The 25,079-nt window shown below is 55.9% G+C and carries 14 protein-coding genes; 1 reads left to right on the top strand and 13 read right to left on the bottom strand.

The annotated features are described in order from the left end of the window. Nucleotides 1–73: 73 nt before the first annotated feature. From ACYQ12_RS06155 to ACYQ12_RS06120, 8 genes are all read right to left on the bottom strand, one after another. On the bottom strand, nucleotides 74–4,981 hold the full coding sequence (locus ACYQ12_RS06155; protein WP_459869153.1) for a beta strand repeat-containing protein: 4,908 nt from the start codon (nucleotides 4,979–4,981) through the stop codon (nucleotides 74–76). A 559-nt stretch (nucleotides 4,982–5,540) separates the two neighbouring features. Continuing rightward, the gene (locus ACYQ12_RS06150) at nucleotides 5,541–8,780 is read right to left on the bottom strand and encodes a glycoside hydrolase family 99-like domain-containing protein (RefSeq protein WP_459869151.1); all 3,240 of its coding nucleotides are present in this window, start codon (nucleotides 8,778–8,780) and stop codon (nucleotides 5,541–5,543) included. After that, on the bottom strand, nucleotides 8,777–10,261 hold the full coding sequence (locus ACYQ12_RS06145) for an ABC transporter ATP-binding protein (RefSeq protein WP_459869149.1): 1,485 nt from the start codon (nucleotides 10,259–10,261) through the stop codon (nucleotides 8,777–8,779). Before ACYQ12_RS06145 ends, ACYQ12_RS06150 begins: the two co-directional genes overlap by 4 nt. After that, nucleotides 10,215–11,045 carry an ABC transporter permease gene (locus tag ACYQ12_RS06140; RefSeq protein WP_459869147.1) on the bottom strand — a complete coding sequence of 277 codons (831 nt, stop codon included), beginning with the start codon at nucleotides 11,043–11,045 and terminating at the stop codon, nucleotides 10,215–10,217. The genes ACYQ12_RS06145 and ACYQ12_RS06140 overlap by 47 nt, the downstream gene beginning before the upstream one ends. Before the next feature lie 83 nt (nucleotides 11,046–11,128). Further along, nucleotides 11,129–12,091, bottom strand: coding sequence for a glycosyltransferase family 2 protein (locus ACYQ12_RS06135; protein WP_459869145.1), 963 nt, complete (start codon nucleotides 12,089–12,091; stop codon nucleotides 11,129–11,131). A gap of 188 nt (nucleotides 12,092–12,279) precedes the next feature. Further along, on the bottom strand, nucleotides 12,280–13,803 hold the full coding sequence (locus ACYQ12_RS06130) for a TolC family outer membrane protein (protein ID WP_459869143.1): 1,524 nt from the start codon (nucleotides 13,801–13,803) through the stop codon (nucleotides 12,280–12,282). Next, on the bottom strand, nucleotides 13,803–15,179 hold the full coding sequence (locus tag ACYQ12_RS06125; protein ID WP_459869141.1) for an HlyD family type I secretion periplasmic adaptor subunit: 1,377 nt from the start codon (nucleotides 15,177–15,179) through the stop codon (nucleotides 13,803–13,805). The genes ACYQ12_RS06130 and ACYQ12_RS06125 overlap by 1 nt, the downstream gene beginning before the upstream one ends. Continuing rightward, entirely contained in the window at nucleotides 15,179–16,981 is a 1,803-nt protein-coding gene (locus tag ACYQ12_RS06120) for a type I secretion system permease/ATPase (protein ID WP_459869139.1), read from the bottom strand. Before ACYQ12_RS06120 ends, ACYQ12_RS06125 begins: the two co-directional genes overlap by 1 nt. A 679-nt stretch (nucleotides 16,982–17,660) precedes the next feature. Here ACYQ12_RS06120 and ACYQ12_RS06115 point away from each other — a divergent pair. Beyond that, on the top strand, nucleotides 17,661–19,685 hold the full coding sequence (locus ACYQ12_RS06115) for a calcium-binding protein (protein ID WP_459869137.1): 2,025 nt from the start codon (nucleotides 17,661–17,663) through the stop codon (nucleotides 19,683–19,685). A 213-nt stretch (nucleotides 19,686–19,898) separates the two neighbouring features. On the opposite strand, the gene ACYQ12_RS06110 is transcribed toward ACYQ12_RS06115, so the two are convergent. The 5 genes from ACYQ12_RS06110 to ACYQ12_RS06090 all read right to left on the bottom strand — a co-directional run bounded on the left by ACYQ12_RS06110 (nucleotide 19,899) and on the right by ACYQ12_RS06090 (nucleotide 25,008). Beyond that, entirely contained in the window at nucleotides 19,899–20,633 is a 735-nt protein-coding gene (locus ACYQ12_RS06110) for a hypothetical protein (RefSeq protein WP_459869135.1), read from the bottom strand. A 327-nt stretch (nucleotides 20,634–20,960) separates the two neighbouring features. Continuing rightward, a complete protein-coding gene (locus tag ACYQ12_RS06105; RefSeq protein ID WP_459869133.1) occupies nucleotides 20,961–21,338 on the bottom strand; it encodes a VanZ family protein in 378 nt (125 codons plus the stop codon). A 48-nt stretch (nucleotides 21,339–21,386) separates the two neighbouring features. Next, nucleotides 21,387–22,553, bottom strand: a complete 1,167-nt coding sequence (locus tag ACYQ12_RS06100) for a glycosyltransferase family 4 protein (protein WP_459869132.1) — start codon at nucleotides 22,551–22,553, stop codon at nucleotides 21,387–21,389. Continuing rightward, nucleotides 22,550–23,584, bottom strand: a complete 1,035-nt coding sequence (locus tag ACYQ12_RS06095) for a glycosyltransferase family 4 protein (protein WP_459869130.1) — start codon at nucleotides 23,582–23,584, stop codon at nucleotides 22,550–22,552. Before ACYQ12_RS06095 ends, ACYQ12_RS06100 begins: the two co-directional genes overlap by 4 nt. 149 nt (nucleotides 23,585–23,733) lie before the next feature. Further along, a complete protein-coding gene (locus tag ACYQ12_RS06090; RefSeq protein ID WP_459869128.1) occupies nucleotides 23,734–25,008 on the bottom strand; it encodes an O-antigen ligase family protein in 1,275 nt (424 codons plus the stop codon). Nucleotides 25,009–25,079: the final 71 nt, after the last annotated feature.

Below are 25,079 nucleotides of genomic sequence, written 5' to 3'. Positions count from 1 at the left end.
CTTGCTGTAGACAACCTGTCGCGTTGTCCTTCCCCGGAAAGCCGGGGAAGGCATCCGCTCCCGAAAGAGAGGATTACGCGAAGGTGAAGTCGGAGGCAGAGAAGCTCTGACCCACGTAGTTACCGGTCAGCTCGATCTGCATGGTGCTAGTACCGTCAGTGGGTACAGAATTACCACCATCATCGACAACACCGTCGGTGTCATAGCTGAAGCTGATCACGCTACTGCTCTGGCCGATGGAGATGTTCAGATCGTTGAAGCTCAGTGCAGCCGCGCCGTCGGTGGTCAGCCCGCTCAGATCGATGGTGTCTTCGTTGATCACGAAGTCACTGATCGTGTCGCGAGTAGTGGCAGTGGCACCGGAATCGCCTTCAGCGAAGACGAAGGTGTCCATGCCATCACCACCGCTCAGGCTATCGACACCCGCGCCACCGGTCAGGATGTCGTCACCCGCACCGCCGGTCAGGGTGTCGTTCCCAGCACCGCCATTGAGGCTATCTACGCCTGCCCCGCCGGTCACGGTATCATTGCCACCGCCTGCGTTGATGTCGGAGCCGCCTGAGCCCACGGTGATGGTCTGAGCGCCTGTTTCCATCCCCAACGCAGTGACCGTCAGCTTGCCAGTGGCATCTGCCGCATTGATGTCAGCAGTAGAGTCAGCCACCACAAAGTCTGCATCGCCGTCCAGCGTCAGCTGGACATTGGTGGCCGGCGTGGTGCCGTCATCACCATCGAAGTTGCCCGCGATCGCGGTGGCTGCATTGACGTTGACCGTACCGGTACCACCATCGGCCTCGTCACCGGTGATGGCCACGTTCTGGGCGGTACCCAGCGTGATACTAACTTCAGCACCATTGGCAATCTCGCCGGTCGTGACGGACACCGTGTTGGTGGCAGCCACCATGTCCATGCCGGACAGATCGAGGTCGCCGATCAGGTTGGTCACGGAAGCGTCGAGCGCAATGTCACCGTCGCTGATGGCGATGGCCTTGTCGTCCGCCAGAGCTCCTGCATCCACCGAAACGGAACCGGCTGTGGTTTCGTCGCTGGCCTTGTCGGCACCGACAATGGTGACAGCGCCGTCAGTTGCAGAATCCCCGTGGTTGCCAAGCGTCAGCTGCGCGTCGGCACCCAACGCCAGGTTGACGGCCAGATCACCGGTCGCGGCATCGGGGTTACTGTCACCATCAACATCGGCATTGGCGTCGAGCGTGCCGGCGAAATCGTTGACGGTCACGTCCTGCGCACCGGACAGCGTCAGGGTGTTGGCAAAGTCAGCCGCCTCCACGGTTACAGCAGCGTTGTTGTTTGTTGTCGCCGTCTTCAGCACGGCGTCGGACACCTCGCTACCCAGTGTCAGGATAGCGCCGTTGGCATCGACGGTTCTGACGTCCAGCGACCCGTTGAGGTGCGTGGCATTGACCGAGCTATTTGCTGCAGTACCCAGACCGGTCACGGTCACGTCGCCGTTGAAGGCAGCCGTTTCGTCGACATCGGCTGTCGCATTGTTGTCCGCCTGCCCCAGGGTCAGTGCAGCACCCAGCGCCGCAGCGTTGACATCGACCTGGCTGGCAGAGCCACGCAGGTTGGTGGCGCCACTGCCGGTGGCAACATCGATGTCAGAATCTTCGACGGTGTTCAGCGTCACGTCGCCTGTCGAGGTTGATGCATCCACATCGGCCGCCACGCCGGACAGCACGTAGTTGGCATTACCGACCAAGGCCAGATCGACGTTCTCGTCAGCATCCACGACACCGTCGTCGTTGGCGTCGACCGACTTGGCCGCCGTGGCGTCGATGTTGATGGTGTCGCCTGCCGTGGAGGCAGATACCGTGAAATCGGCAGTAGCATCGCCAGCCGCCAGGGCACCGAGGGTGATGCTGGCGCTATCGCCGGTCACGTTGCTCATGGCCACGTCAGCGTTGCCGCCGGTGTAGCCGCTCAGGTCCAGATCGCCTTCCAGGTTGTTGACAGCCAGCGTCCCTTCACCTGAAACGGTCAGGGTCGTGTCATCAGCCATGTCCTCGGCGTCGACGGTCAGGGTGTCGGAGCTCGCCAGACTGGTGATGGTGGTGTCTGCGGTTCCGGTGTTAACCGTAACTGTATCATCACCAGCGTCGCCCAGCCCGATGGTGATCGTGTCAGTTGCATCGTTGGTCTGGCCATCGAAATCGCCGGTCAGGCCGTTGATCTCGAACTTGGCCGAACCCTGAACCGCGACATCAGCTCCGCTCTTGGCATTGATGGTCACGCTGGCGTCGTCGGTCTGCGCGTCAGTATCGCTGGCAGACACAGCGACATCGGCAGTACCGGCGGTCACGGTCGCGGTTTGGCCCGTAGCGAAGCCAGCAGTCAGCGTCTTGCCATCAACAGACATACCAGAGGCATCGACATCAGTCACACCGCTCAGGTTGCTCAGCGACAGGTTGTTGTCTCCGCTGGCCACCACACTCATGTCGTTGCCATCACTGTTGGTGATGTTGGCAAAATCCAGAGCGGCCGCATCAGCCGTCGTGTTGAAAATGAAGCGCTCGACATTGTCGATGGTCGGCGCACCAGCATCGGCGGCAAGATCAGCCGTCAGACGATCGTACAGGGTGTCACCACCGGAGAAGCTGTCCTCGGCGGTCAGGGTGCCGGTCGACGCCACGAAGACATTGATGCCCTGCGCATCGACGGCAGAACCGGCGGCCTCGAAGGTCGCGTTGGTATCGCCCTGAACACCGGCTGTCTGGGTGTCGGCATCAGCGGTCAGTGTGATGTTGCCGGCCGAGGTGACGATGACGCTGGCACTGGCGGTAGCCGCCGCTGCGTCGCCCGCGCCGTCGATGGTGACATCCACGTTGCGCACGCCGTCGTTGCCGTTGGCAGCCGCATCGATGGTCAGCTGCTGAAGCGCCTGAGTCAGCGCGGCATCGAACTGGACCTCAGTCGCGTTGTTGGAGGCCGCGTCACTCAGCGAGATCACCAGGTCTTCGCCATTGCTGCCGCCGCTGATGGTACCCAGATTGTATTGGCCCTTAGCATCCTGGTAGATCAGGTTGCCGGCCAGATTGGCAATGCTGCCATCACCGTTCAGTGCCGTCGGCAGGGCCAGCGAATCGCTGTCTTCGGTATCGCCACTCAGCGCGATGGTCATCTTGACCTGATTGACGTTGCCAAGACCCACATTCTGGATGTAGGAAACGCCCGCGTTGGTATCGGTATCAACGATGGTAGCCGCCGCACCCAGAGAGGTGACGGTCTCGTCATCGTTGAAATTGGTGATGGAGCCATTGACGGCAGACGCCTTGACGGTGACCGTGGCGGCTTCGGTGGTTTCTGCACCGTTGGCATCCGTCACCTTCAGGCTGACATTGCGCTCGCCACCCTGATTGTTCGTATCGTCAATCTCGATGCTACCCAGCACCTGATTGATCAGCGAGCTGTCGGCATTCTGGTTGAAAGTGATGCTCAGGACACCGTTGTTATCGCTGAAGGTGCCCACCGGCTGACCGTTGACCAGTACGACGTTGGCTGCCGTGGTCACGGCGTCACCGGAGTTGTCATCGCCGCCAAAGGTAAAGGCGTCGTTGGCATTGTCGCTGGAGACGACGACACTGCCGCCATCCCAGTTGCCATCCTGATCCGCGATAGTGGCGCCGGAGAACAGCGGTGCAACAGCAGCGTTGCCATCGACGACGGTGGTGTCACCCAGCCCGCTGATGGTCGGAATGACGTTGGGCAGATTACCGTCGAAGTTGCCCAGTGCCTGGAGAGCACTGGCCTGATCCGCGGTCACGTTATCGTCAGTCACGGTCACGGAGGCCGCAGCCGAGAGAACGGAGGCTTCTGCTGCCAGCAGGTTCTCGGCGCTGTCGGACAGGCTGTAAGTGTAATCCGCGGCGTTGGTGGCGCCATTGACCAGAGCCAGCTCATCGCTGCTCAATGCGTTATCGACAGAACGGCCTTCGAAGGCATCCGCTGTATCGGTCAGGGTATACGCGTTCGCGCCATCGACTAATGCCGCATCGGCAGCCGCCACATTGGCGAGGCTATCGCTCAGCGTGTAGGAGGCGTCGAGCGAAATGGCATTCTCGGCACCATCCACGAGAGCCTGTGCTTCTGTCAGCTGGGCACTCGCCTGATCGACGCTGAGATCGGTACCCAGATCGATGGAGGCATCGGTCAGGGTGTAGGAATCGGCACCATCAACGACGTCGGCACCAGCCGCTTCGAGGTTGGCCAGAGAGTCTTTCAGCGTGTAGCTGGCGTCCAGGGCCAGGTCGCTGGCGTTGTTGGCACCCTCGATGATGCTCTGTGCGTAAGCCTGAGCGTCAGCGACATCAGCCACCGCCAGAGCGCCCAGATCGACGCTGGCATCGGTCAGTTCGTACTGTTCCGGCAGCTCGTCGGCAGCGACAGCTTCAGTGAGCGTGAATGTCGGGATGGGCTCGGAAGTCTCGACAGGCACGGCTACCAAGCCTTCTTCCTCGCCATAGGCCAGGAAGTGAGCCAGCGGCGTCAAGCCAGCGGCTTCGAACGCTTCACGAACATCTTCGATATTCTGATACTGGGTCTCTCCGGCATTCTGGAGCTGCTCGAGCTTTTCCTGCAGATAAGCGGAGCTGTCGAAAGCATTGGAGGGATTGATGCCTTCTGCAGCACCGTATTGCAGATAGTGCTGGTAGACGTTACCGCCCCACAATTGAACGAAGGCTTCGGCCGCTGCGTCGACGCTGGCGTAATCGGAATCAGCATTATTATACATCGCCACGGCCTTGGCCTGGATGTACTCCTGCGGATCGAAGTAGGCGTTGGGCGCCAGGCCTTCCTGATAACCATACTGCTCGTAGTGCTGCTCGGCGGTCAGCCCAGCGTTCTGAAGAAAGGCCTCCAGGTCATCAACATTCTGGTCCGCCCATGCATTCGGCTCGCTAGTCTGCAGTGCTTCCAGCTTCGCATTGAGATAATACGTTTTATCAAAACCTTGTAAAGCCATGTAATACATCTCCTAGCATATGCATATGCTCTGGCTGAGTGCCGAGCTAACCCAAGTTCACATTACTCACCCTGCCGGCGCTGTACGCTACGAATCAAAGTGATACGGAAACTCAGCAAAAGTGAACAGCGCTGTTCACTGCGTGACAGACTACCACCTTTTTTTACGATCGTTCTACTCTTTCATTAACGTGAACTAACACATCTTGAGGGTCTATTTCACCGCACTGATAGTTCACGCTTACTAACCACAATAAGGCTATCGGCTGGCACGCATGCAACTGAAGGGTTACGTTCAATTTCCGCTGGTCGACGCATACCGACACATAACAAAGGGCTAGAGTTGAAATTGACAATAGAGAGTGGGCTAGGAGGGGAAGTTGGCCCAGCAGGACACCGGTAGCAGGGTTAGGCACTGAATGCCCGCTGAGTAGAGGTGCCGTGGCTTGGGGGGATGGCAAGAATGGAAGGCAGTGACATGTACGCAAGCGAGCGGCGCTGGCCCCCCTGGGCATCCAGCGCCGCGCTCGGTTTACGAAAAAGTCACGGCTTGGTCAACATCAATGGGAGCGCTGGGCAAACGCATATTGGTCGTTGGCCTGGCTACAGCCCCCTTGCGTGACCACGCGGTAACCCGCCGACTCTGTACTGAGAGCGATGGCGCGCTCCAGAGCATGAGCCAGGGTGCCGTCCACCTGGCCGGCCTCTTCCTCGAAGTCCTCGGCATCGATGGCGAGATTCAGCAAGGGCTCCATGGCTTCCAGCCTGGCATAGAACATGGAGCCAGCGACGAACGGCAAGGTGGAGCAGTGCTGGCGTGTAATGCCCAGACGCTCGGAAAGCTTTTCGACACGCTCGGCGTTCGAGCCCCAGTAGGTCTGCATTGGCACCAAATGGCCGTCAGGGCTGACGACGCCGATATCCCGATGACGCAGAAGGTCCATATTTTTGGTCACGTTCTTGGCATCGAGCAGCTTGTCGAACAGATCCTGGCGCCAGGTATCGCCATCCTGGCGATGACGGGATTTCTTGGTATGCAGCTTGACAAAGCACTGGTACCCCTGTCGCTTCACCTCGGGAAGAACCTTTAGGAAAGGCAGTATGTCGCGCCCGCGGTTTTCACAGGCCAACAGGAAGTACTCAATCCCTGACTGCTGAAGCAGCGTTTCCACTTCCTGGGTATGTTCCTCCACCGTCGTCACGAACAGCTTGGCTGTATGTTCGATGGACTTCAGGCGGACAAGAATTTCCTCGAGGATTTCGGGGTAGAAGGCATGCACGATCACCGCCAGCTCTGGCTGCGACTCCAATCCCTTGGCGTTGTGCTTCAACTTTTCGCGCTGCATGGCCATGCGGGTCGCTTCGAGATAGGCATAGCCGTATCGCTGGTCAGGTTCCAGATGCGCCCCTTCCGCCCATTCATTCCAGGCATTGACGAACATTATCCGTTCGTCGGGCTTTTTGAAGCGTGTGAAGGTATCTTCTATACCGTTCATCAGCCATTCTTGGTAACCACGCGGCGAGCTGTTGGCAAAGATGATTCCCCGATTCTTCTTTCTCGCCGTGTTGTCCCAGGCGGGGCAAACGCTTCTGAACAGCGTATAGCCGGGGTCCTTGTAGTGCCGTGAACGCTCCACGAAGACGCGCCAGTCGTATACGGTGCCGGCGAAATCGGTGACGGGCTGCACCTGATCCGTGACATCGGGTGGCGCCGAGTTGTTGGGCGGAAACTCGATCGCTGCATCCAGGCCATGTTCACTGGGATTCCCCGCATCGAACGACTGCGTGCAGGCTACATAGATCTCACCCAAGCCATTCTGTCGGCACCAGTCGCGCCAGCGGCTTACGGTCACCTGAGCATCGGGCAACAGACTGGGGCGATACACCACTAGTAGCGGCTTACCCTCGATACGGATGTACCGCTCGTCGCGCATATAGCGGGCGATGTGTTCAATGAAGGCCAGATCATCGTCAAGAGAATGGTCTTGGGCGATGAGGATGTCCTGATCCAGGCCATCCCAGCGGCGGCTCCAGTTCTCATTGGCCCAGCAGAGACAGAACGGCAGATCGAGCTCGGGGTCGTTCAAGTATTTCTCGATCGGCGACTCCAGCAGAGTTTTGCCACCAAACCAGTAGAAGTAGAAGCAGAAACCGCCGATACCGTAGAGCTTCGCCAATTCCACCTGCCTGCGCTGGGTGTCCTCGTCCTCAAGCAGGTCGTAATAGCCCAGCTCGCCCGGAACATGGGGCTGGTAATGGCCTTCAAACTGAGGTTGGGCCGGACGCACGTTGGTCCATTCGGTGAATCCCTCTCCCCACCACTCGCTGTTCTCGGGAATCGGATGGAACTGAGGCAGGTAGAGCGCAATCAGCCTGACGGGTACAGCATCGAGCGGCTCAGCTTCGAGCCGTGGTACATACACATCTGTATCCAAGTCGGGGAAGAATCCCGGGCGGTACTCCTCCGCCCCCTGAATTTCCGCCACTTGAACATCGTCATTCGCATTCAGATCGGCCCATTGCTTGTAGGCGCCGCTCCAACGGAAGGCAAAGGGTAAATGTGTAAATAGCCGATGTTTGACTTGCCGCTTGCGCTGGGCCGAGAGGGGTAAGCTGCGCCACATCTGGTAGCCTTTCTCGGTCAGATAACGGCGGCTGTTGCGTATTGGCTGAGTCAGCCTCCAGCTCTTGGAATTCAGCAGGTGATCATGCTGAGCGACAAGAGCGGCAATCCGCCCGTCACGCTCCTCCACTACCTGATGAAGCCCTGCAATTTCATTGTCGCGTTCAGCCACCGTCTGGTGAAGCTCAGTGATCTGCCCATCACGCTCTTCTACAGTCTGCTGAAGTTCGGTGACCTGCTCATCACGCTCGTCTACAGTTTGCTGAAGCTCGGTGATCTGCCCATCACGCTCTTCTACAGTCTGCTGAAGTTCGGTGATCTGCCTATTACGCTCGTCTACAGTCTGTTGAAGCTCTCCGATCTGCCAATCACGCTCGCCAATGACAACGCCCCGTTCCTCCAGCTCGAGCTCCCGCGCATGAATAATGGTTTCACGCTCATGTACTGCACTGCTGTCATTGACATCCTGCTGATAGAAGCTGTTACCGATGGCCGGCAGCTTCTCATCGGAAGCCAGGGCAATGAAGTACATAGGGTGCGGCAGCCCAAGCCGTCCATTGAGCTTATCCTGCGTATAGTTCACGATATGGGATTCGGCCTCAGTGAAAATTGCCGATCCATAGATGACTCTCTGCCCCAGTAGAAGATGATGCTGGAAATGCTCCTCCAGAAGTGACTCGAATTCGTGCTGGTACAGTTCGAGCATGTGGTAGGGATTTTGATAATCAGGGACGATACTGTATTCGTACTTGTCCGGGCTCGAAATGATGAGCAGCCCACCCGGGCGCAACACACGCTTGAGTTCGATCATCATTTCATCATGCTGGTCATGATGCTCGATAGTTTCGAAACTGATGATGATGTCTACGCTGTCATCAGCCAAGGGGATTTCCGTGCAACTACCGATACGAAACTCTAGATTGTCGCGACGATACTTTCGGCAGGCGTGGTCCACAGCCTGACGGTCGATATCGACTCCCACCACCTTTTCAGCAACCTCGGCCAGCAAGACACTGCCATAGCCCTCACCACTTGCGATGTCGAGAACCGTCTTGCCTGCAACATACTGTCTCGCCATCAGGTACCGATGCAGATGCTCGGCAACGATGTCACCTTCGAATTCGGGAATGAAACGTTCCCCGGTACCGGGGAGAGATTCCTGTTGCGTCTGGTTCATGTGCGACTACTAACCTTTAGGCAAATGTCATGGATCGGGATACCGACAAGGCCGTGACTCATGCTGCTGGAGTGAGATTTGAAAAACAGGGCATCGTGAAGCCAGTGATGCTGGACATGTTCGTCTTGGGTACCATCGGCGATGGCCGTGCTGATGCTGTAATCCCCTTGCGGCAGGATCGGCATACGGAAGGTGAAGCTGGCCTCCAGATACTCGCCGGGATGGGCACCTACAGGATTGTCGCGATAGGTAAGAAAGGTGTTATCGCCGAACAATGTCTGGCCCAGGCGATCCTTGACGTAAAACCCTATGATGGGGCTGACTAGGGGCTGCTCCCCTTGTGTACGGGCCCGCACATGCAAGGTGACTTCTTCTCCACCCACCACCCAGGTTAGAGGATGGCCCTCGACGTCCATCAGAACGACATCTTCGATGCTCGCTCCACCCTTGCCGAATCCGCTGGCTGACGGATCGAATTCGAACAGTTCGATATCGTTGCGGTGGGGTGTGGTATTGATGAAATCCAGCCGCATGTCCCGCGCCACGGGGCGGGTACGATCTTCATCCTCACGTGAGGTGCCTGAACCGCTTGAAGCGCTCTCACCCTGGTTGGATTCGAAATAGGCCTTGAGATAATCGTCGGCGACCTCCTTGGGCGCGCCGGTAGATACGATACGTCCTGCATCGATCCAGATCGCTCGTTGACAAAGACTGAGCACAGCCGAGGTATCATGGCTAACGAACAGAACGGTACCCGTCTCCATGAATTTACGCAGAAAGCGCATGCACTTCTGCACAAAGAAAGCATCTCCTACGGCAAGCGCCTCGTCGATGACAAGAATGTCGGCATCGACATGAGCTATCACGGCAAAGGCCAAACGAACGTACATGCCGCTGGAGTAGGTCTTGACCGGCTGATCGATGAAATCGCCGATCTCTGCGAAGGTAAGGATGTCATCGAAACGCGCATCGATTTCGGTCTTGCTCAACCCTAGCAGGGCAGCGTTCATATAGACGTTTTCACGTCCCGTGAACTCCGGATCGAACCCGGCCCCCAGTTCCAGCAGTGCAGCGATACGCCCATGAGTATTCACCTGTCCGCTGGTAGGGCTGAGCGTACCGCAAATGATCTGCAACAGAGTGGATTTCCCTGAACCGTTGCGCCCGATAATACCGACCGTCTCGCCTCGGGCGATCTCGAAAGAGATATCATCCAATGCATGAAATTCACGACAGTAGGACTTAGGAGGACGTCCCGTCAGTCGTTGCAGGCGTGGCATGACAAACTGCTTCAGGCGATCGCGCGGGGCCTCGTAAATCTGATAATGCTTGGCAATGCGGCTCAGACTGATAACCGTTTCGCCACTGCCTGACTCATGCTGCTGTGCCTCTTCACTGACGCGAGCCTCCGAGAGAGCACGTTCAGTAGTTGTCTCAGAGTACATCGGCAAATCCCTTTCGCGTTTTCTGGAACCAGGCAAAACCACACCAGGCTAGCCCCAGCGCAACCAGAGTATAAGTGGCAAGCCCTGTCCAGTCAGGCATGTCGCCTTGAATCAGCACCGCACGGCTCTGTTCGATAATGAAAGTCAAAGGATTGGAAAGCACAATAGGGTGAAAAGATTCCGGCAACGCGGAGAGCGGATAGAAGACCGGTGATAAAAACAGCAATACGGTGGACAACAGCGTTGTAGTCTGGCCGATGTCCCGCAGGAAGACCCCCAGAGAAGCCAGGAACCAGGCAAGCCCCATGGCCAGAATGATCAGCGGCAGCAACACTAGCGGTATCAGAAATATGGTAACGGGCATATTACCGGTAATGGCACCTTGTGCGAACAATAGCACCACAAGGCTGACTGCGGCGTGAAACAGGGCGGAGCCCAAGGGCACCAGAGGCAGCACTTCTAGCGGAAAGACGACTTTCTTGACGTAATTGGTGTTGGTCAGGATAAGGCCAGGAGTACGTATGAGAACTTCGGCAAAAAGGCCATGCACAATGAGCCCGGCGAATAGTTGCAGGGCAAAGTAGCTTTTGCCCTGCCCTGCCTCGACTCCCCAGCGGGCGTTGAAGACTACTGTAAAAACAAAAGTATAGACGCCAAGCATGATGATGGGAGTAAAGAACGACCAGGCCAGCCCCAGCATAGAGCCCTTGTAGCGTCCCGTTACATCGCGACGGACCATGCGTACGATCAGTTCGCGGTACTGCCAAAGGTCGGCAAGCATCGTTTTTGGCGAGACCGATTGATGAGCGTGTAAATTCATCGGAACCTTCATGTAAGTGGATCAGGCCAGCCACGCGACCTGTGAAACCGGCCCTTTCAAGGCGGCTTGGCATCTTACAGTACTCAGGTTTTTTTGAGAATTGTTGCCAGCAGCATGCCCAACGTACCCAGGCAGGTCTGGCGATAAATACCTGCACGCCATAACCCCAGCAAGCGCAACGGTAAACTACGCTGGCGCGTACCTGCATAGATTTCCAGACGCCGACGATTGGCAGGAGTCAGCCATCCCTGCAAGGGCATGAGCGCCGTCAGATTACGCTGAACATGTTGCCTATGTTGCCCAGCCCATAGTAGCCGGGCACGCTTGACATAGGATTTCCATCCTGACTGCATACCGATGAGATTGGCATCATGCTGACGGTAACGTAGGCTGGGTTCAGGATCGTAGATAACATGCCCGCCACATGCGGTTATCAGAAGGTACGTCCATCCATCATGGACACTAATATCGATATCGGGCCCTGCACGACGGAGCAACTCTCGTGCAGAGGCATTTATCACCATACTGTTTCCGCTCGCAATATTTTGTACTAGTGCGTTTGCGAAGGCAGGCGTTCTTGGGCTTGGCGGTGATAGGGCAATAGGCTGATTATGAGAATCAACCAGCAATGTACGTGCCCCATACAGTGCAGGGCGGGACGCCGGTATAGGATCGAGGGCCTGAAGGGCACGGCTTAGCTTGTTTTCATACCAGATATCATCCTGATCAGCATAGGCGAAATAATCCGCCTGAATCTTTGCATCACACAGCAAGCCAAGAAAATTAGCCACTACCCCCCGCTGCGGACCGCGGCGCAGATGCAGCTTGCCCTCCCCCCACCTAGCCTGATAGTCACGCAGAATGTCCCAAGTGGCATCAGTAGAACCATCATCGGACACCCAAAGCGACCAGTTTGGATATGTTTGCTTGGAAATGGAATCCAACTGCTCGGCAAGATATTTCTCACCTTGGTAGGTTCCCATCAGAATCGCAACATGTCGCGGATAGGCAGGGGGCGGAGTCATGCAAGAGGGATTCGACGTCATGAATAATGCCTGGTAAGAACAAACGACAGTTAACAAAACGCAGGAAGCATGCCCCGTCAAGGCTATTAAGCGAGAGTCTAGTCGGAGAGGGCTCGCCCCGTGAGAGCCGAGTAGCGGGCCTTCTCTGAGCATGTCTTTACTAAGAGGGATGACGATGGCAGCAAACCGCACATCGTCATTACATCGTTCTACGGCGCGAGTTGCGACACCTGACTTACGGCTCCACCCTCCTCCCCCGTCCCGTCAGTGATGCTCGCCAGCAGCGTCATGGCCTCCTGCAGGTCGCTCGTTTCCAGCCCGCCGACGGCGGCTTCGAGGTTCAATCTGTCGAGCAGGTACTGGCGGATGACCTCGACGAACTGAATACGCAGATCGTAAAGGTCGGCGCGGGCGTCGAGCACGTCGACGAGATCGCGCAGGCCGAGCTGCTCGCCCTTCTCGGCGGCCTGCAGGAACAGCTGGCTGGACTCGATGGAGCGCTTGAGCGCCTCGAGCTGGCGCGCGTCGCCATTGAGGTTGCGCAGACGCTGGCGTACTTCCTGCTGGGCGAGGTTGCGTTCGTTGTTGACCGAGGCGCGCCCGGCCTCGACGGTGAGCTCCCCCTGGCGTGCATTGGCCGAGGTGTAGCCGCCACGATAGATGGGCAGGCGGACCTCGACACTGGCGCGGGTATCCTCGCTGGCCCGCAGGGCATCGGGGCTGTTGCGGTCGGAGTAGCTCAGGTTGAGGTTGACTTGCGGGTAGTGCCCGGCACGGCGCACGTCGGTATCCGCCTCGGCGACCTTCTGCTGCTGCTCGGCCAGCAGGACCTGCACGTTGTCCGCGGTACGGGCCAGCCAGGCATCGGGCTCGCCCCACTGAGCGTCGACCTTGAGGTCTTCCAGATCGCGCAGGGTGTAGCCGCTGAAGTCGGGCAGCACCCCGGTCAGGCGTTCGAGCACGCCGAGTGCGTTGTTGAGTTCGTTCTCGGCCTGCACTTGATCGGCAATTGCCTGATCCAGACGGGACTGGGCCTCCAGAAGATTGATGCGATCGCCCACGCCGAGATCGAAGGCGCGGCTTGCCTGGCGGCTCTGCAGCGATAGCGCCTCGCGCTTGGAGTCGAGCAGGCCGAGCTTGCGCGAGGCGAGATAGGCGTTGAGATAGGCTTCGATCACCTGCAGGGCGAGGTCGCGCTCGACCACGGCCAGTTGCAGCTCCGCCGCGGAGACCTGCGCCTTGGCCTTGCCCACCTGACGCCAGCGTTCCAGGCTGAACAGCGGCTGAGTGAGCTGCACCTGCCAGTAGTTCTCGGTCAGCTCCCCGGACACACGCTCGTCGTAGAGATCGTTCTGCGCGTAGTTCTCGGGATTCTCGGTATAGATGTTGCTCGACTCCTGATAACTGTAGGAGTAGCTGGCATCTACCTGCGGCTTGAGCCCGGCCCAGGCCTTGGGAACTTCCTGCTCGGTGGCTTCCAGTTCGAAGCGCTGACGGGAGAGATCGGCGTCATTCTCCAGCGCCAAAACGAACAGCCGGGGCAGCGAGGGCAGCGCACGCGACGCGCCCTGAACCGGCGCCTCCGATGCCGCGGCACCAGTCACGGCGGGCTGCGGCGTCACGCCGGGCGCCTGCGCATGGGCCACGCCCACGCCGGCCAACAACGCCGTGCCCCCCAATACTGCATTTCCCAACCAGCGATATAACTCTTCCAGTGCGTTTCGGGACCGCATCATTCCTCCCGCATCGCACGTGCCAGCATGTCGGTGATCGGCTTGGCGATGTAGCTGGCGAAGGTTCGCTCACCGGTGCGGATCATCACTTCCGCCGGCATGCCGGCGAGTAGCTGCATGTTTTCTGTCATTTCCCGCTTGCCCTGCTCGGTGACCTTGACCCGCGCCTTGTAATAGCGCGCGCCGGTGGCTTCGTCCTCGAAGCTGTCGGCGGAGACATTGATGACCTCGCCCTTGATGACATTGCTCAGGCGCTGGTTGAAGGCGCTGAAGCGGATCTCGGCGAACTGGCCGGGATAGATGTTGTCGATGTCGCGATCCGGAATCCGCGCCTCGACGACGAACCCGTCGCCGGAGGGCACGATGTCCATGATCGGATCGCCCGCCCGCACTACGGCGCCGATGGTATGCACTTTCAGCCCCACCACGGTGCCGGACACCGGGGCGGTGACGGTAGTGCGGCGCACCTGATCGCTGAGTGCGGTGATGCGCTCCTCGGCATCGGCGATCTGGGCCTGGGCCTGACGCAGCTGCTCGCCCACTTCCTTCTGGAACTCCTGGATACGCACCTGCTTCTGTACCTCGTTCTCGCTGATCTGCGACTTCAGGCGTGCGATCTCGGCCTTGTGCTGAGCGTTCTCCCCCTGATATTGCAGGATCTGACGCTCCAGCTCGCGCAGGCGCTGGTTGTCGCCCAGCCCCTCCTTGAACAGCGAGCGAAAGTCGGCGGCCTCGTCACGCAGTGAGGCAATACGCTTCTGGTTGATGTCGGTCTGCGCCTGAAGCCCCTCGATCTGCTCATTCATCTGCACGATCTGCTGGTCGAGCGCCTCCAGCGTGCCTTGCAATGCCTGACGCCGGGCGAGGAACAGGCCACGCTGTACCGCCAGCACTTCCTTGACCCGCGGCGAGGTGCTGTCGAGAAGCTCGTCGGGGAATGACAGCGTTTCAGTGCCGCTCTGCTCGGCCAGCAGACGCACCTCACTGGCCCGATTGATGTCGTACTGCGCCTGGGCGATCTGCAATTGCGACAGCGACTGGGTATTGTCGAGCACGATCAGGGTGTCGCCGGCGGTAACGTGATCACCATCGCTGACCCGAATGTCGCTGACGATGCCGCCTTCGTAATGCTGAATGGTCTTCTTGAACGATTCGACCGAGACGGCACCCGGCGCCACGACGGCCACCGCGAGATTGGCCGCCAGCGCCCAGCCACCGAACCCGCCGAAAGCCACCAGCAGAATGATCAGCCCCACGCGGCGATAGCCCTTGTCGCTGATCGGCAGCTTGGTACCGGACGAGTCTTCGATGACGTCCTGCCGCTTGGCCGGCTGCGGCGTCACGTCGATGCTGGGAAGTTGTCGATTGCCAGCCATCAGTTCTGCTCCTGGGGGGAATCCGTCGAGGGCGCGCCGCCGTTAATGGCGGAGAGCCGTTGCTTGCCGGACGATGCGCGTGCCGGCTGCGCCGCCAGGCCGGGCTGCTTGCCCGCCTGCGCGGAGGGTTTGGCGAACTGCGCGGCGACCTGATCACGCGGGCCGAACATGCTGACCTGACCCTCCTTGAGCACCAGGAGCTTGTCGACGGACTTGAGCACGCTGGTCCGATGGCTGATGACGAACAGCGTGGTGCCCTCCTTCTTCAACTGCATCAGGGCCTGGCTCAGAGCGCGTTCGCCGCTTTCGTCGAGGTTGGCGTTGGGCTCGTCGAGCACCACCAGTACCGGATTGCCGTAGAGCGCCCTTGCCAGCCCCACCCGCTGGCGCTGTCCGCCGGAAAGAGCACCGCTGGACGCGGTAATGTAGGTGTCGTAACCGTTGGGCAGACGCAGGATCATGTCGTGCACGCCGGCTTTCTTGGCGGCTGCGACCACCTTTTCGGCATCGACCTCGCCGAAGCGGGCGATGTTCTCGCTGATGGTGCCGTCGAACAGCTCGATATCCTGCGGCAGGTAACCGATATGCGGGCCCAGTTCGTCACGGTTCCATTGGGAGATGTCGGCACCATCGAGGCGTACCTTGCCGACCTGGGAAGGCCAGATGCCCAGCAGCACGCGCGCCAGCGTGGACTTGCCCGCCGCACTGGGCCCGATGATGCCGATGTGCTCGCCCTTCTCGACACTGAAATTGATGCCGCGAATGGCGGCCAGCTTGGCGCCCGGAGGCGCGGCAGCCACGCCTTCGATGCTCACGTCGCCTTGTGGTGCGGGCAGCGACATGCGCTGCTGCTCGGCGGGGATCTGCGTGAACAGCTCGTTCAGGCGCTGATAGGCGCCACGGGAGCTGACGAAGCCCTTCCAGCTGCCGATCATCTGGTCGATAGGCGCCAGGGCACGTCCCATGAGAATCGAGCCGGCAATCATCATGCCCGGTGTCAGGTCGCCCTCGAGTACCAGCAGCGCCCCCAGTCCGAGAATCAGCGACTGGAACATCATGCGCAGCACCTTGGAGGTGTTGGTCAGCACGCCGGCACGATCACTGGCCTGGGACTGCCGGGCCAGGAAGACATGATGCTTGGCCGCCCAACGCCCCATGATGCCGGGCAGCATGCCCATGGCGTGCAGCACCTCGGCGTTGCGCAGGTTGCTGTTGGCCAGCTCCTGGGCCTTGATGTGCTCGGCATTGGCCTCGGCCAACAGCTTCTTGGTGGCCTTCTCGTTGGCGATGGCCAGCGTCAGCAGCACGATGCCGGCGAAGATGGCGAACACGCCGAACCAGAAGTCGAACAGGAACAGTACGGCGATGTAGATCGGCACCCAGGGCGCATCGAAGAAGGCGAACAGGCCGTTGCCGGTGAGGAACTGGCGCAGGTTGGTCAGGTCGCTCAGCGGCTGGGCGGTCTGCTGGCCCGGCATCGCCACGCTCTTGCGGAACATGGCGCTGTAGAGGCGCTGATTGACCAGGGTGTCGAGACGGTTGCCCACCCGGATCAGAATGCGCGAGCGGACCATCTCCAGGCCGCCCATGACCGCAAACAGGAAGACGACGACCAGTGTCAGCATCAGCAGCGTCTCTTCACTGCGCGAGGAGATGACGCGGTCATAGACCTGCAACATGTAGAGAGGGGGAACCAGCATCAGCAAGTTGATGAACATGCTGAAAAACCCCACCGTAAGGAACGAGCTCTTGCAGGCACGCAACGCGAGCTGCAGGTCAGTGGCGTTCTGGGGAGTGGCCATGGGATGCTCACTATCGAATCGGTTGGATGAAACGGAATCAGGCGGCGAAAACCCAGCCGTGCCGAATTGGCTGCAAGGGTATCAGATTCGTTACTGCAGAATCAGTGTTGGGGTGATACCGGCGACACAAAAAATGGATCTCAGACGGCACTATGGCTTCACATCCGCATGCTAACCTTATTTGTGACAAAAAACTTCACTATTTTTACACTTAATTTCATCATGCGAAAGCAGCCTTCCGCCATGAGAGGCTTCACCCTAGATAAAACCTGAGGTCGTCCTAACTCGAATTCGGCACACGGCAACAGGAAACCCAGTTAACTCATTGAAAATATTTTACTTTTAACCATATTTTCGCCGCATGTAACGCTCGGTTCCGGATAGTCTCCAGAGGGTAATTCCTCTTGCCTCCCGCTCCGCTAGGCCAGTAGCATCGCCGCCGCTGTCAAAGTGCTGGCTAATAAAGAAACATGAGCTTGGGGGCGTGGAGCAGCGCGCCTACCACGAACACCGCGAAATGGAACCCGGTATTCGCGACACCGTACGCAGGTCTCGACCAAGCCTCTGTCATTGATCGGGCCCCCTCGGGGCAGCCCTTCCTTCCAGCGACGTGACAAGACATGGCGTGTGGAGCCTATCCGCACTCCTTTATATTAGACTTTACTGATTGAGATGCTGCATGAGTACCGGTTCCAAGATCATCACTGCCAACACCAACATTACCGCCGCCAAGCTCGAAAAACTTCTCGACGATGCTCCCTCAGGCGCCACGGTGAAGCTGTCTGCCGGAGACTATGTCTTCGACGATTCGATTACCATTACCCGCTCCGACGTATCGCTGGTGGGGGCCGGCGCCGACAAGACCACCATAACCTTCACCGATGAAGCGCTCGACAATGACGATGCCCATGGTATCTATGTAGTGGGCGACGATACGGAATTCGTCGGTACGCTCAAGAGCGATGCCGATGATAACGACCGTACCCTGTCCCTGAAGGGCGGCCACGGGCTCGAAACGGGTGACACGGTGCGCGTATGGCAGGACAACGATCGGGATTTCTTTGCCGGGATCGGCGACAGTTCATGGCAGAAGAATGATGCGCCGCTGCGCACGAGCATGGCCCAGGTCGCCTCCGTCAAGGGCAGCACCGTAACGCTCGATCGCGGCGTGCACTTCGATTTCGAGGGTGGCGATGCCAAGGTCGAGAAGATGGAGGCGCTCAAGAACGTGACACTCGAGGGCTTCACGATCGAGTACGAACTCGGTACGCCCGATAACGGCAAATTCAGCAATACCCTCTCCGGCCTGAAGGATTACCATGCGGTAGAGTTCAACGGCACGGTCGATGGCGAACTCTCGGATATTCAGGTCATCAACGGTCCTTCCGTCGCCTTCGAGATTGCGCTTTCTCTGGATATCGAGGCCGATGAACTTGGTGCTCACGGCTCCTTCAACAAAGGCAGTGGCGGCAATGGCTACGGCTATGAGCTGCGCGAAAGCTATGATGGCACCTTCACCCAGTTGGAAGACTCGGGCATGCGCCATGGCGTGCTGTTCGCCTCCTGGCGCTCATCGGTAGGCAATGACGTGCAGGTCGCCTCGACCGATCGCGATATCAACTTCCATGGCGGCCGGGATCACGACAACATCGTTAACGTCGAGCAGTCGATTCGTGACGCCGAGGCCGACAACATGTCCCCTTCGCTGTGGATCAACCGGGGTGGGGAAAGCTTCGGCGCGATTACCGATGCCGATGCCAACGACGTGACCTTCGAATATGTCATCGGCTCACGCCGCGATGATGAGCTTCAGGGCGCCGACAATGGTGTCTACCTCAACGGGGGGCTGGGTAACGACATCCTGCGTGGCGGCGACGGCGACGACATCCTGCAAGGCGGTCCCCAGGATGACTGGGGCGATGATGATATCGACGGGGGAGATGGCAACGATACGGTGATCTACCTGCAGGATTACGACAAGGACGATATCAGCTTCAAGAGTGGCGATGTCATCGTCGCGAAAGCCTCCGGCAAGGATACTCTGAGCGACATCGAGCAGATCGTTTTCGGCGACGGCACCGTGCTGGATGTGCATTCACGCGATGTCTCGCATGGCAACAAGCCCCAGATACCCAAGACCTCCGAGATCACCGACAGCGAAGACAGCGCATTCGTGAAGAGCAAGGCTTCTCAGAGCAAGAACAAGAGCCAGAAAAGCGGCGATGACGACGATAAAAGCGCCATGAAGCACGTCGACATGAAGGCAGCGGAAGCGTCGGAAACGCAGTCAAAGGCCAGCGAAGCCAAGGAAGAAACCGATGGTACGGCCTCCTCCGAGGACAACGGCAGCGACACGCTGGATATCACGGCGCACCTGGAGACATTGAGCCATTGGGATTCGGGCTATGTCATGTCCGTCGAGGTTACCAATGAATCTGACGAAGACATTACCGACACGCTCATCAGTTTCGATCTTGATGCCGAGATCTCACGTGTCAAGGGAGCCTCGCTAGTTGCGCAGGATGGAGATGCTTACACCTTCGAACTTGATGACGATCTTTCCGCCGGTTCAAGCCAGTCGTTTCTCTTCAAGGCCGCCACGTCAGGCAACGAACTGCTGGACGGCATGACGATCAGCGGCGACGGCGTACATGATGCCGGCATAGAGCTTCTTGGCCTTGACGCTTTGACATCTTTCATGTGAATACAGCCGTGCCTTAGGTTCAGCAAGAAGCCCACTCGAGAGTGGGCTTTTTACATTCTGACTGAAAAATGTCTGCACTCGCTCATGCAGCGTTAAAAATCAGCTCGAAGTGCTCATTTACTTTTGTAAACTCCGCTTTTTCACTGGTTTTTGCCTTGCCTGAGCATTGCTCGCCGATTTTTCAGACCGAATTTAACTTCGGCGAAAAAGGCGTTATTTCAGTCTATTGAAATTGAACAGCACACTGCTCCTTGCAGCCATCAGGCGTGCCAGACCATGGCCTGGCGCTATCTCCTTGCATACGGCACGGTTCAGACCTCCCTCCACCGCTTGCAAAGCCGTCAACGAAAAATAAGACAACCAATAGGAGAGTGCGATGAATTTGGCTATGTCCTCTAAGGCGCCTATTTCGAACAAAAGGTCCGTTACAATGGAAACAGCCGAAAAAGCTAGCGAAACGCCAAGAATCACGAATCTGGTGTAGATCAGGAGAGAGAAATAGCCGAGTAAGTATGTCAGCATCGCCGACCCGTAAAACAAGAAGACGACCGTTTCCGGAACGCCCATTCGCGGAATAATGTTTTCGTGAAGCATGAAAATATCGTCGACGGCTAACAGCAGGCAGAAGATGCCTGAGGCGAACATGAACCGCCAGACTCTCTGCTCATCCTGTTGCCTGAACAATACAATACCGCTGAACAAGCAGGAACTCGCTGACGCCACCCAGAAAAAAATCCCCAGCTGGGACATAAAACCGATATAGACCGGCACACCGGCAGCGGCATTCGGGTCGCGCATCATCAAGTCGACAGGGACATCCTTGTAAAAATGGATACCATAGACGATACCGACGACGCCGAGGGACAAGATAGCAGGAAGCCACAATAAAAGCGGCCTAGCAGGCCATATGTTCTTCTTTTGCTTTGACTGCGCGGTCACCCCTTCCATCTCGCCCCCACAGGAAGATTGCCTGAATCATTAGCCTGAGACTCTCACCGATACCGCTTGCTCTAAGGTTTCAGATTCGATTTCAGACGTTCAAAAGCGGCATGACAGAAAAATCAGATCTCCTTTCAGGGTAGCAATCTGGACTTATATTTGAAACACAAACTTCACAATAGCATCAATACCAAACTTGAGAACTAGAAACATGGTTCCTTTTATAAGCAGGAACCATTCGAAATACTTACAACACCCCGCCACTATCAGGCACTAGTCAACAGATAATAGCTTTGCATTTCCGATACGAAAAGCCATACAAGAAACATTTGGCGGCTAGCTAGCCCGAACCGGCGAAGCTCTGTTGGCGAAAAAGCTGAGCAGGATTCCTAACGACGCTCCCAACATATCCAGACTCAAGTCAGCCAGATCGGTTTCGCGTCCCGGGATCCATAGTTGAATAATTTCGATAAGACTACCAAGCACGAGCATGGCCAGTAGTACCTGCCAAGGCCCTACTCGCGGATAGCAAAAGCGTATCAGGAAGGATGCTCCAGAAAAGAACAGGAAATGAGCCACAGGGGATACTGAAAACGGCAAATCCAACCAATCCTCGATAGCGATACGCGTCTTGCCGGGAACCAGAGCGCCAATAAAGAAAGCAAGCGTCAAGAAACCCAATAGAAAGAAAACCCACCCTCTCCTTTCGATCATTCATGTAACCTTCTATTGCTGGGTATTATAGAACCGCTTGATTTCTCTCTAGACCACGCTGATAGCGGCCGGCTCCGTACTGGGGCTATTTTTTTCAGAATGGAAGAGCTCCTTGTAGCTTTGTTGAACGACTCCATCGAAGTTGGCTCGGAAAGCGTCATTTGAGAAGGCTTCCGCACGCCTGCGGCATGCTTCGGGAGAAAAGCTGCCTTGTTGTTCCTCAAAACGCGCCACGGCACTCTGAATAGCTGACACTGACTGCTCCTTGAAAAAAAGCCCTGTCTTGCCATCGATCACCGTTTCCAACACCCCTCCCTTGCCAAAGGCTATGACGGGTGTGCCACTCGCCATGGCTTCGACCGGGGCGATACCGAAATCCTCCTCAGCGGCAAATACGAAAGCCTTGGCCTCCTGGAGGTAGCGTTTCATATCGCTGAATTCTACATACCCTTTAATCTCGACATTGGCGGCTCCCTTGACCTTTGCCTTGATCTTTTCCATGTCGGGACCATCACCCAGCACTACCAAGCGTTTATCGGGCATCCCGGCAAAAGCTTCGGCGACCAGATCGACACGCTTATAGGGCACTAGACGAGACGCCACGACATAGAAATCCCCTTTCTTTTCACCGAGACTGAATTCAGCCACATTGACAGGCGGGTAAACGACCTTGGCTTCCCTTCTATAGCATTTATTGATACGCCTCGCGATGAACCGCGAATTGGCCATGAACGTATCGACTCCTAGCGATGTTCGGGCATCGAAGTTACGCACATAATGCAATATCAGCCTGGCTAACCAGCTTTTAGGACCGCGAGTCATTCCCGACTCACGCAGATATTGGTGTTGAAGGTCCCAAGCATAACGTATGGGGGAGTGAACATAGCAGACATGAAGCTGGTCCGGCCCTGTAATTACCCCCTTGGCCACGGCATGCGAACTGGAAATGACTAAATCGTATTGACTTACATCGAACTGCTCAATAGCCAAGGGCATTAGCGGCAGATAGCTTCGATAATGCTTTCTGGCGAGAGGAAGTTTTTGTATGAAAGATGTCGTCACGGGACGCTTGTTCAAGAAGTCACGCTGATCTGGCTTGAGAAAATCGACTAACGAAAATATATCTGCATCAGGGTATAATTTTATTATTTGTTCGACGACACGTTCAGCACCGGAATATACCGTCAACCAATCGACAATTACTGCTACCTTCATATTTCCATCTCCATGGCCTTGGCAAACAATTCATCATAGCGTCTTGCGGTATATTCCCACTTATATTCGCCTGCTATTTCCTTTGCCTTTTGCGATAGTGAGTTGCAAAGCGACTGGTTGGAAAGAAGCTCATCCATTGCCATGGCAATTTCATCCGCATTTCGAGGATCTACTAATAAACCAGCCTCTTTGGCAAATTCTTCCATCGGACTTCCCTTGGAAGTTATAACTGGCAAACCTGCCGCCATCGCTTCTAACACGGGGAGACCAAATCCTTCATATAGGGAAGGATAAACAAACAATTTGGCATTTTCGTAAATGGCCAGCAGCTCTTCTTCTGATACATAACCTGTAAATATGGCTTCAGATAAAACCTGCTGATTTCCTGATGAGGAAAAATTTTTCCCGCTATCGCCAACGAAAACCAACTTGGTATCATTGAACTTATCAGAGATTTTCTTCCAGGCCTCCACAACTTTTAACTGATTCTTTCGACCGTCGAAGCTCCCTACGCAAAGCACATAGTCATTAGGCAGGTTGAATTTATCTTGAATCGGCTGAAACTTGATATCTTCATTCTTGAAGAAGGCTTCCGAAACAGCATTATTTATGACGATAACTTTCTCGGGCGCAACGTCGAGAATTTCGACAATTCGTCTCTTGGAGCTTTCCGATACCGTCGTAATAAAAAGCACTTGGTGAGCAAGCCGCTTCCAGGTTGCCTTGTAATACAAATGAAATTTTCTATCGAACCATTCCGGGTGTTCAAGTACACAAACATCATGAATACATAGGATCTGTTTCCTATGTGCGACAGGCCCTATATTGCAAGGAGAAAACAATAACTGTTTGGAATCCAATTTATATGGGAGAAAAAGCTGCTCCCAGAGAATACCGCGGATTTGGCTAGCCGAAGTTGGGCTAATTAACTCATGCCTCGTTTGTAGCCTGCTGACGATTTCTCTAGCAACTCTCTGGACACCCGTTTGTCTCTGGGTAGAAAATTTCGCATTGATTTTCAGGGCATTCATATAAAATCCAGGCAATAAAAAACATCAAACATCGAACATCGAACATTTATTTAACCTAGCCAAGGGAGCATGCCACTCTCTAACCGCAGCCAAATGATTGCTCGTAGAAGCGCCATTAGATAATCACGTAGACAGCAGTAGAAACCTTATCATCTGGCAAACTGCCTTTCATTACTCAGCAGGTTCTCTTCGCTTGAAACCTTGAACCTGAAGCATGTCAGGAAAAACAGTGCCCAGGTAAAGAAATGAGTTTGATTATGATTGGTTAAAGCAAAAAGGAATACATGAGCCGCAAGCACGAGACGGAGCAATCCCATATATTTTGCATCAAAGGCATTATTAAATACAATATCAGCACCCTTGGCACGCTGTGCGTAGTAAAAAGCAAATAGTAAAAGAGCCACTACTGCTATTGGAACAGCGCCGAAACCATAGAGCAGCTGTAAAGGCACATTATGGAGCGTTGAAGCATAGGGTGACTCAAAACCGACACCAAATGATATGTTCTGCATGAGGTCGTCAATTGCTTCTTTCCAGTCATTCTCTCTTATCTGTGAGCTTCCTGAACCGTTGACCAAGGAGTCAAACCCAACGGTGACAACCTCTATGACATTGAAAGAAATGTAGGAGAGAGCGATCAGAACCAGCGGTAGAAACGTAGAGATAACAATTAGATATTGTATTCTCACAATTCTTTTGGGGTAAAGAAAGGTAATTGCCAAAAGCCCAAAAGCCAAGGTGACGTACGCCGCTCGCGTTGATGCCAGGAATACGCCGCAGACGAACAACAGTGCTAGGGCAAGGTTATATAATTTGTAAGTCTTACCATAGCGGCACAATGCATAGATGGCGTAAAAAGAACAGATAATGCCGAACTCGTTCGGATATGTTCCCGGAGAGAGTCTCACATAACCGTAGGCTTGCTGATCGAGGGTGACAAAGCGAGTATATATATCGCGACCTATTACGCCCGAGGTATATAGAAAATACAAAGCGCCACCCAATAAGAAAACAAGGCAGAACCCCCAGAACGATGCTTCTATTATTTTTTCCAGCAACTCTCCCCTCTTGAAATCAGCAACAATCATGGCAGCCATATAGAACCCGAACATGAGTACAAAAATGACGATGAACCTGACTAATGGATTGATCGCTATGGGTAGTGATGAGCCTTGATAACTTAGAAGAGCATATGAAGCGCTTGCAAACACCACCGAAGAGAGGAGAAACAGACATGTGTACTGCTCAATATTCTTTTCTTTAAAATAAAGAAAGGCTAAAAAAGTCAAAAAAGCCGATATAAAATAAAAGGTCCTAAGTGAGCCAATGCCTGGAAAGGGCGTTAGAAACATCCCCATAGGGCCCAGGAAAAACAGAAGCCATACCAACACATATTTGTAATTAAAATGCAATCTAAGCATCATAAATCTCGCATGGCCAGCTCCTTTGAGTCTCTTTATAAACAATTCTGAGCAATACAAAAATAGGCATTTAC

The organism is Halomonas shantousis, assembly GCF_054654615.1.
This window is presented reverse-complemented; position numbering and strand designations above follow the sequence as displayed.

Bases quoted from the DNA above. Each gene is read 5' to 3' on its own strand.
- ACYQ12_RS06155 (WP_459869153.1), bottom strand. From the start codon at position 4,981: ATGGCTTTACAAGGTTTTGATAAAACGTATTATCTCAATGCGAAGCTG.
- ACYQ12_RS06150 (WP_459869151.1), bottom strand. From the start codon at position 8,780: ATGAACCAGACGCAACAGGAATCTCTCCCCGGTACCGGGGAACGTTTC.
- ACYQ12_RS06140 (WP_459869147.1), bottom strand. From the start codon at position 11,045: ATGAATTTACACGCTCATCAATCGGTCTCGCCAAAAACGATGCTTGCC.
- ACYQ12_RS06135 (WP_459869145.1), bottom strand. From the start codon at position 12,091: ATGACGTCGAATCCCTCTTGCATGACTCCGCCCCCTGCCTATCCGCGA.
- ACYQ12_RS06130 (WP_459869143.1), bottom strand. From the start codon at position 13,803: ATGCGGTCCCGAAACGCACTGGAAGAGTTATATCGCTGGTTGGGAAAT.
- ACYQ12_RS06125 (WP_459869141.1), bottom strand. From the start codon at position 15,179: ATGGCTGGCAATCGACAACTTCCCAGCATCGACGTGACGCCGCAGCCG.
- ACYQ12_RS06120 (WP_459869139.1), bottom strand. From the start codon at position 16,981: ATGGCCACTCCCCAGAACGCCACTGACCTGCAGCTCGCGTTGCGTGCC.
- ACYQ12_RS06115 (WP_459869137.1), top strand. From the start codon at position 17,661: ATGAGTACCGGTTCCAAGATCATCACTGCCAACACCAACATTACCGCC.
- ACYQ12_RS06110 (WP_459869135.1), bottom strand. From the start codon at position 20,633: ATGGAAGGGGTGACCGCGCAGTCAAAGCAAAAGAAGAACATATGGCCT.
- ACYQ12_RS06105 (WP_459869133.1), bottom strand. From the start codon at position 21,338: ATGATCGAAAGGAGAGGGTGGGTTTTCTTTCTATTGGGTTTCTTGACG.
- ACYQ12_RS06100 (WP_459869132.1), bottom strand. From the start codon at position 22,553: ATGAAGGTAGCAGTAATTGTCGATTGGTTGACGGTATATTCCGGTGCT.
- ACYQ12_RS06095 (WP_459869130.1), bottom strand. From the start codon at position 23,584: ATGAATGCCCTGAAAATCAATGCGAAATTTTCTACCCAGAGACAAACG.
- ACYQ12_RS06090 (WP_459869128.1), bottom strand. From the start codon at position 25,008: ATGATGCTTAGATTGCATTTTAATTACAAATATGTGTTGGTATGGCTT.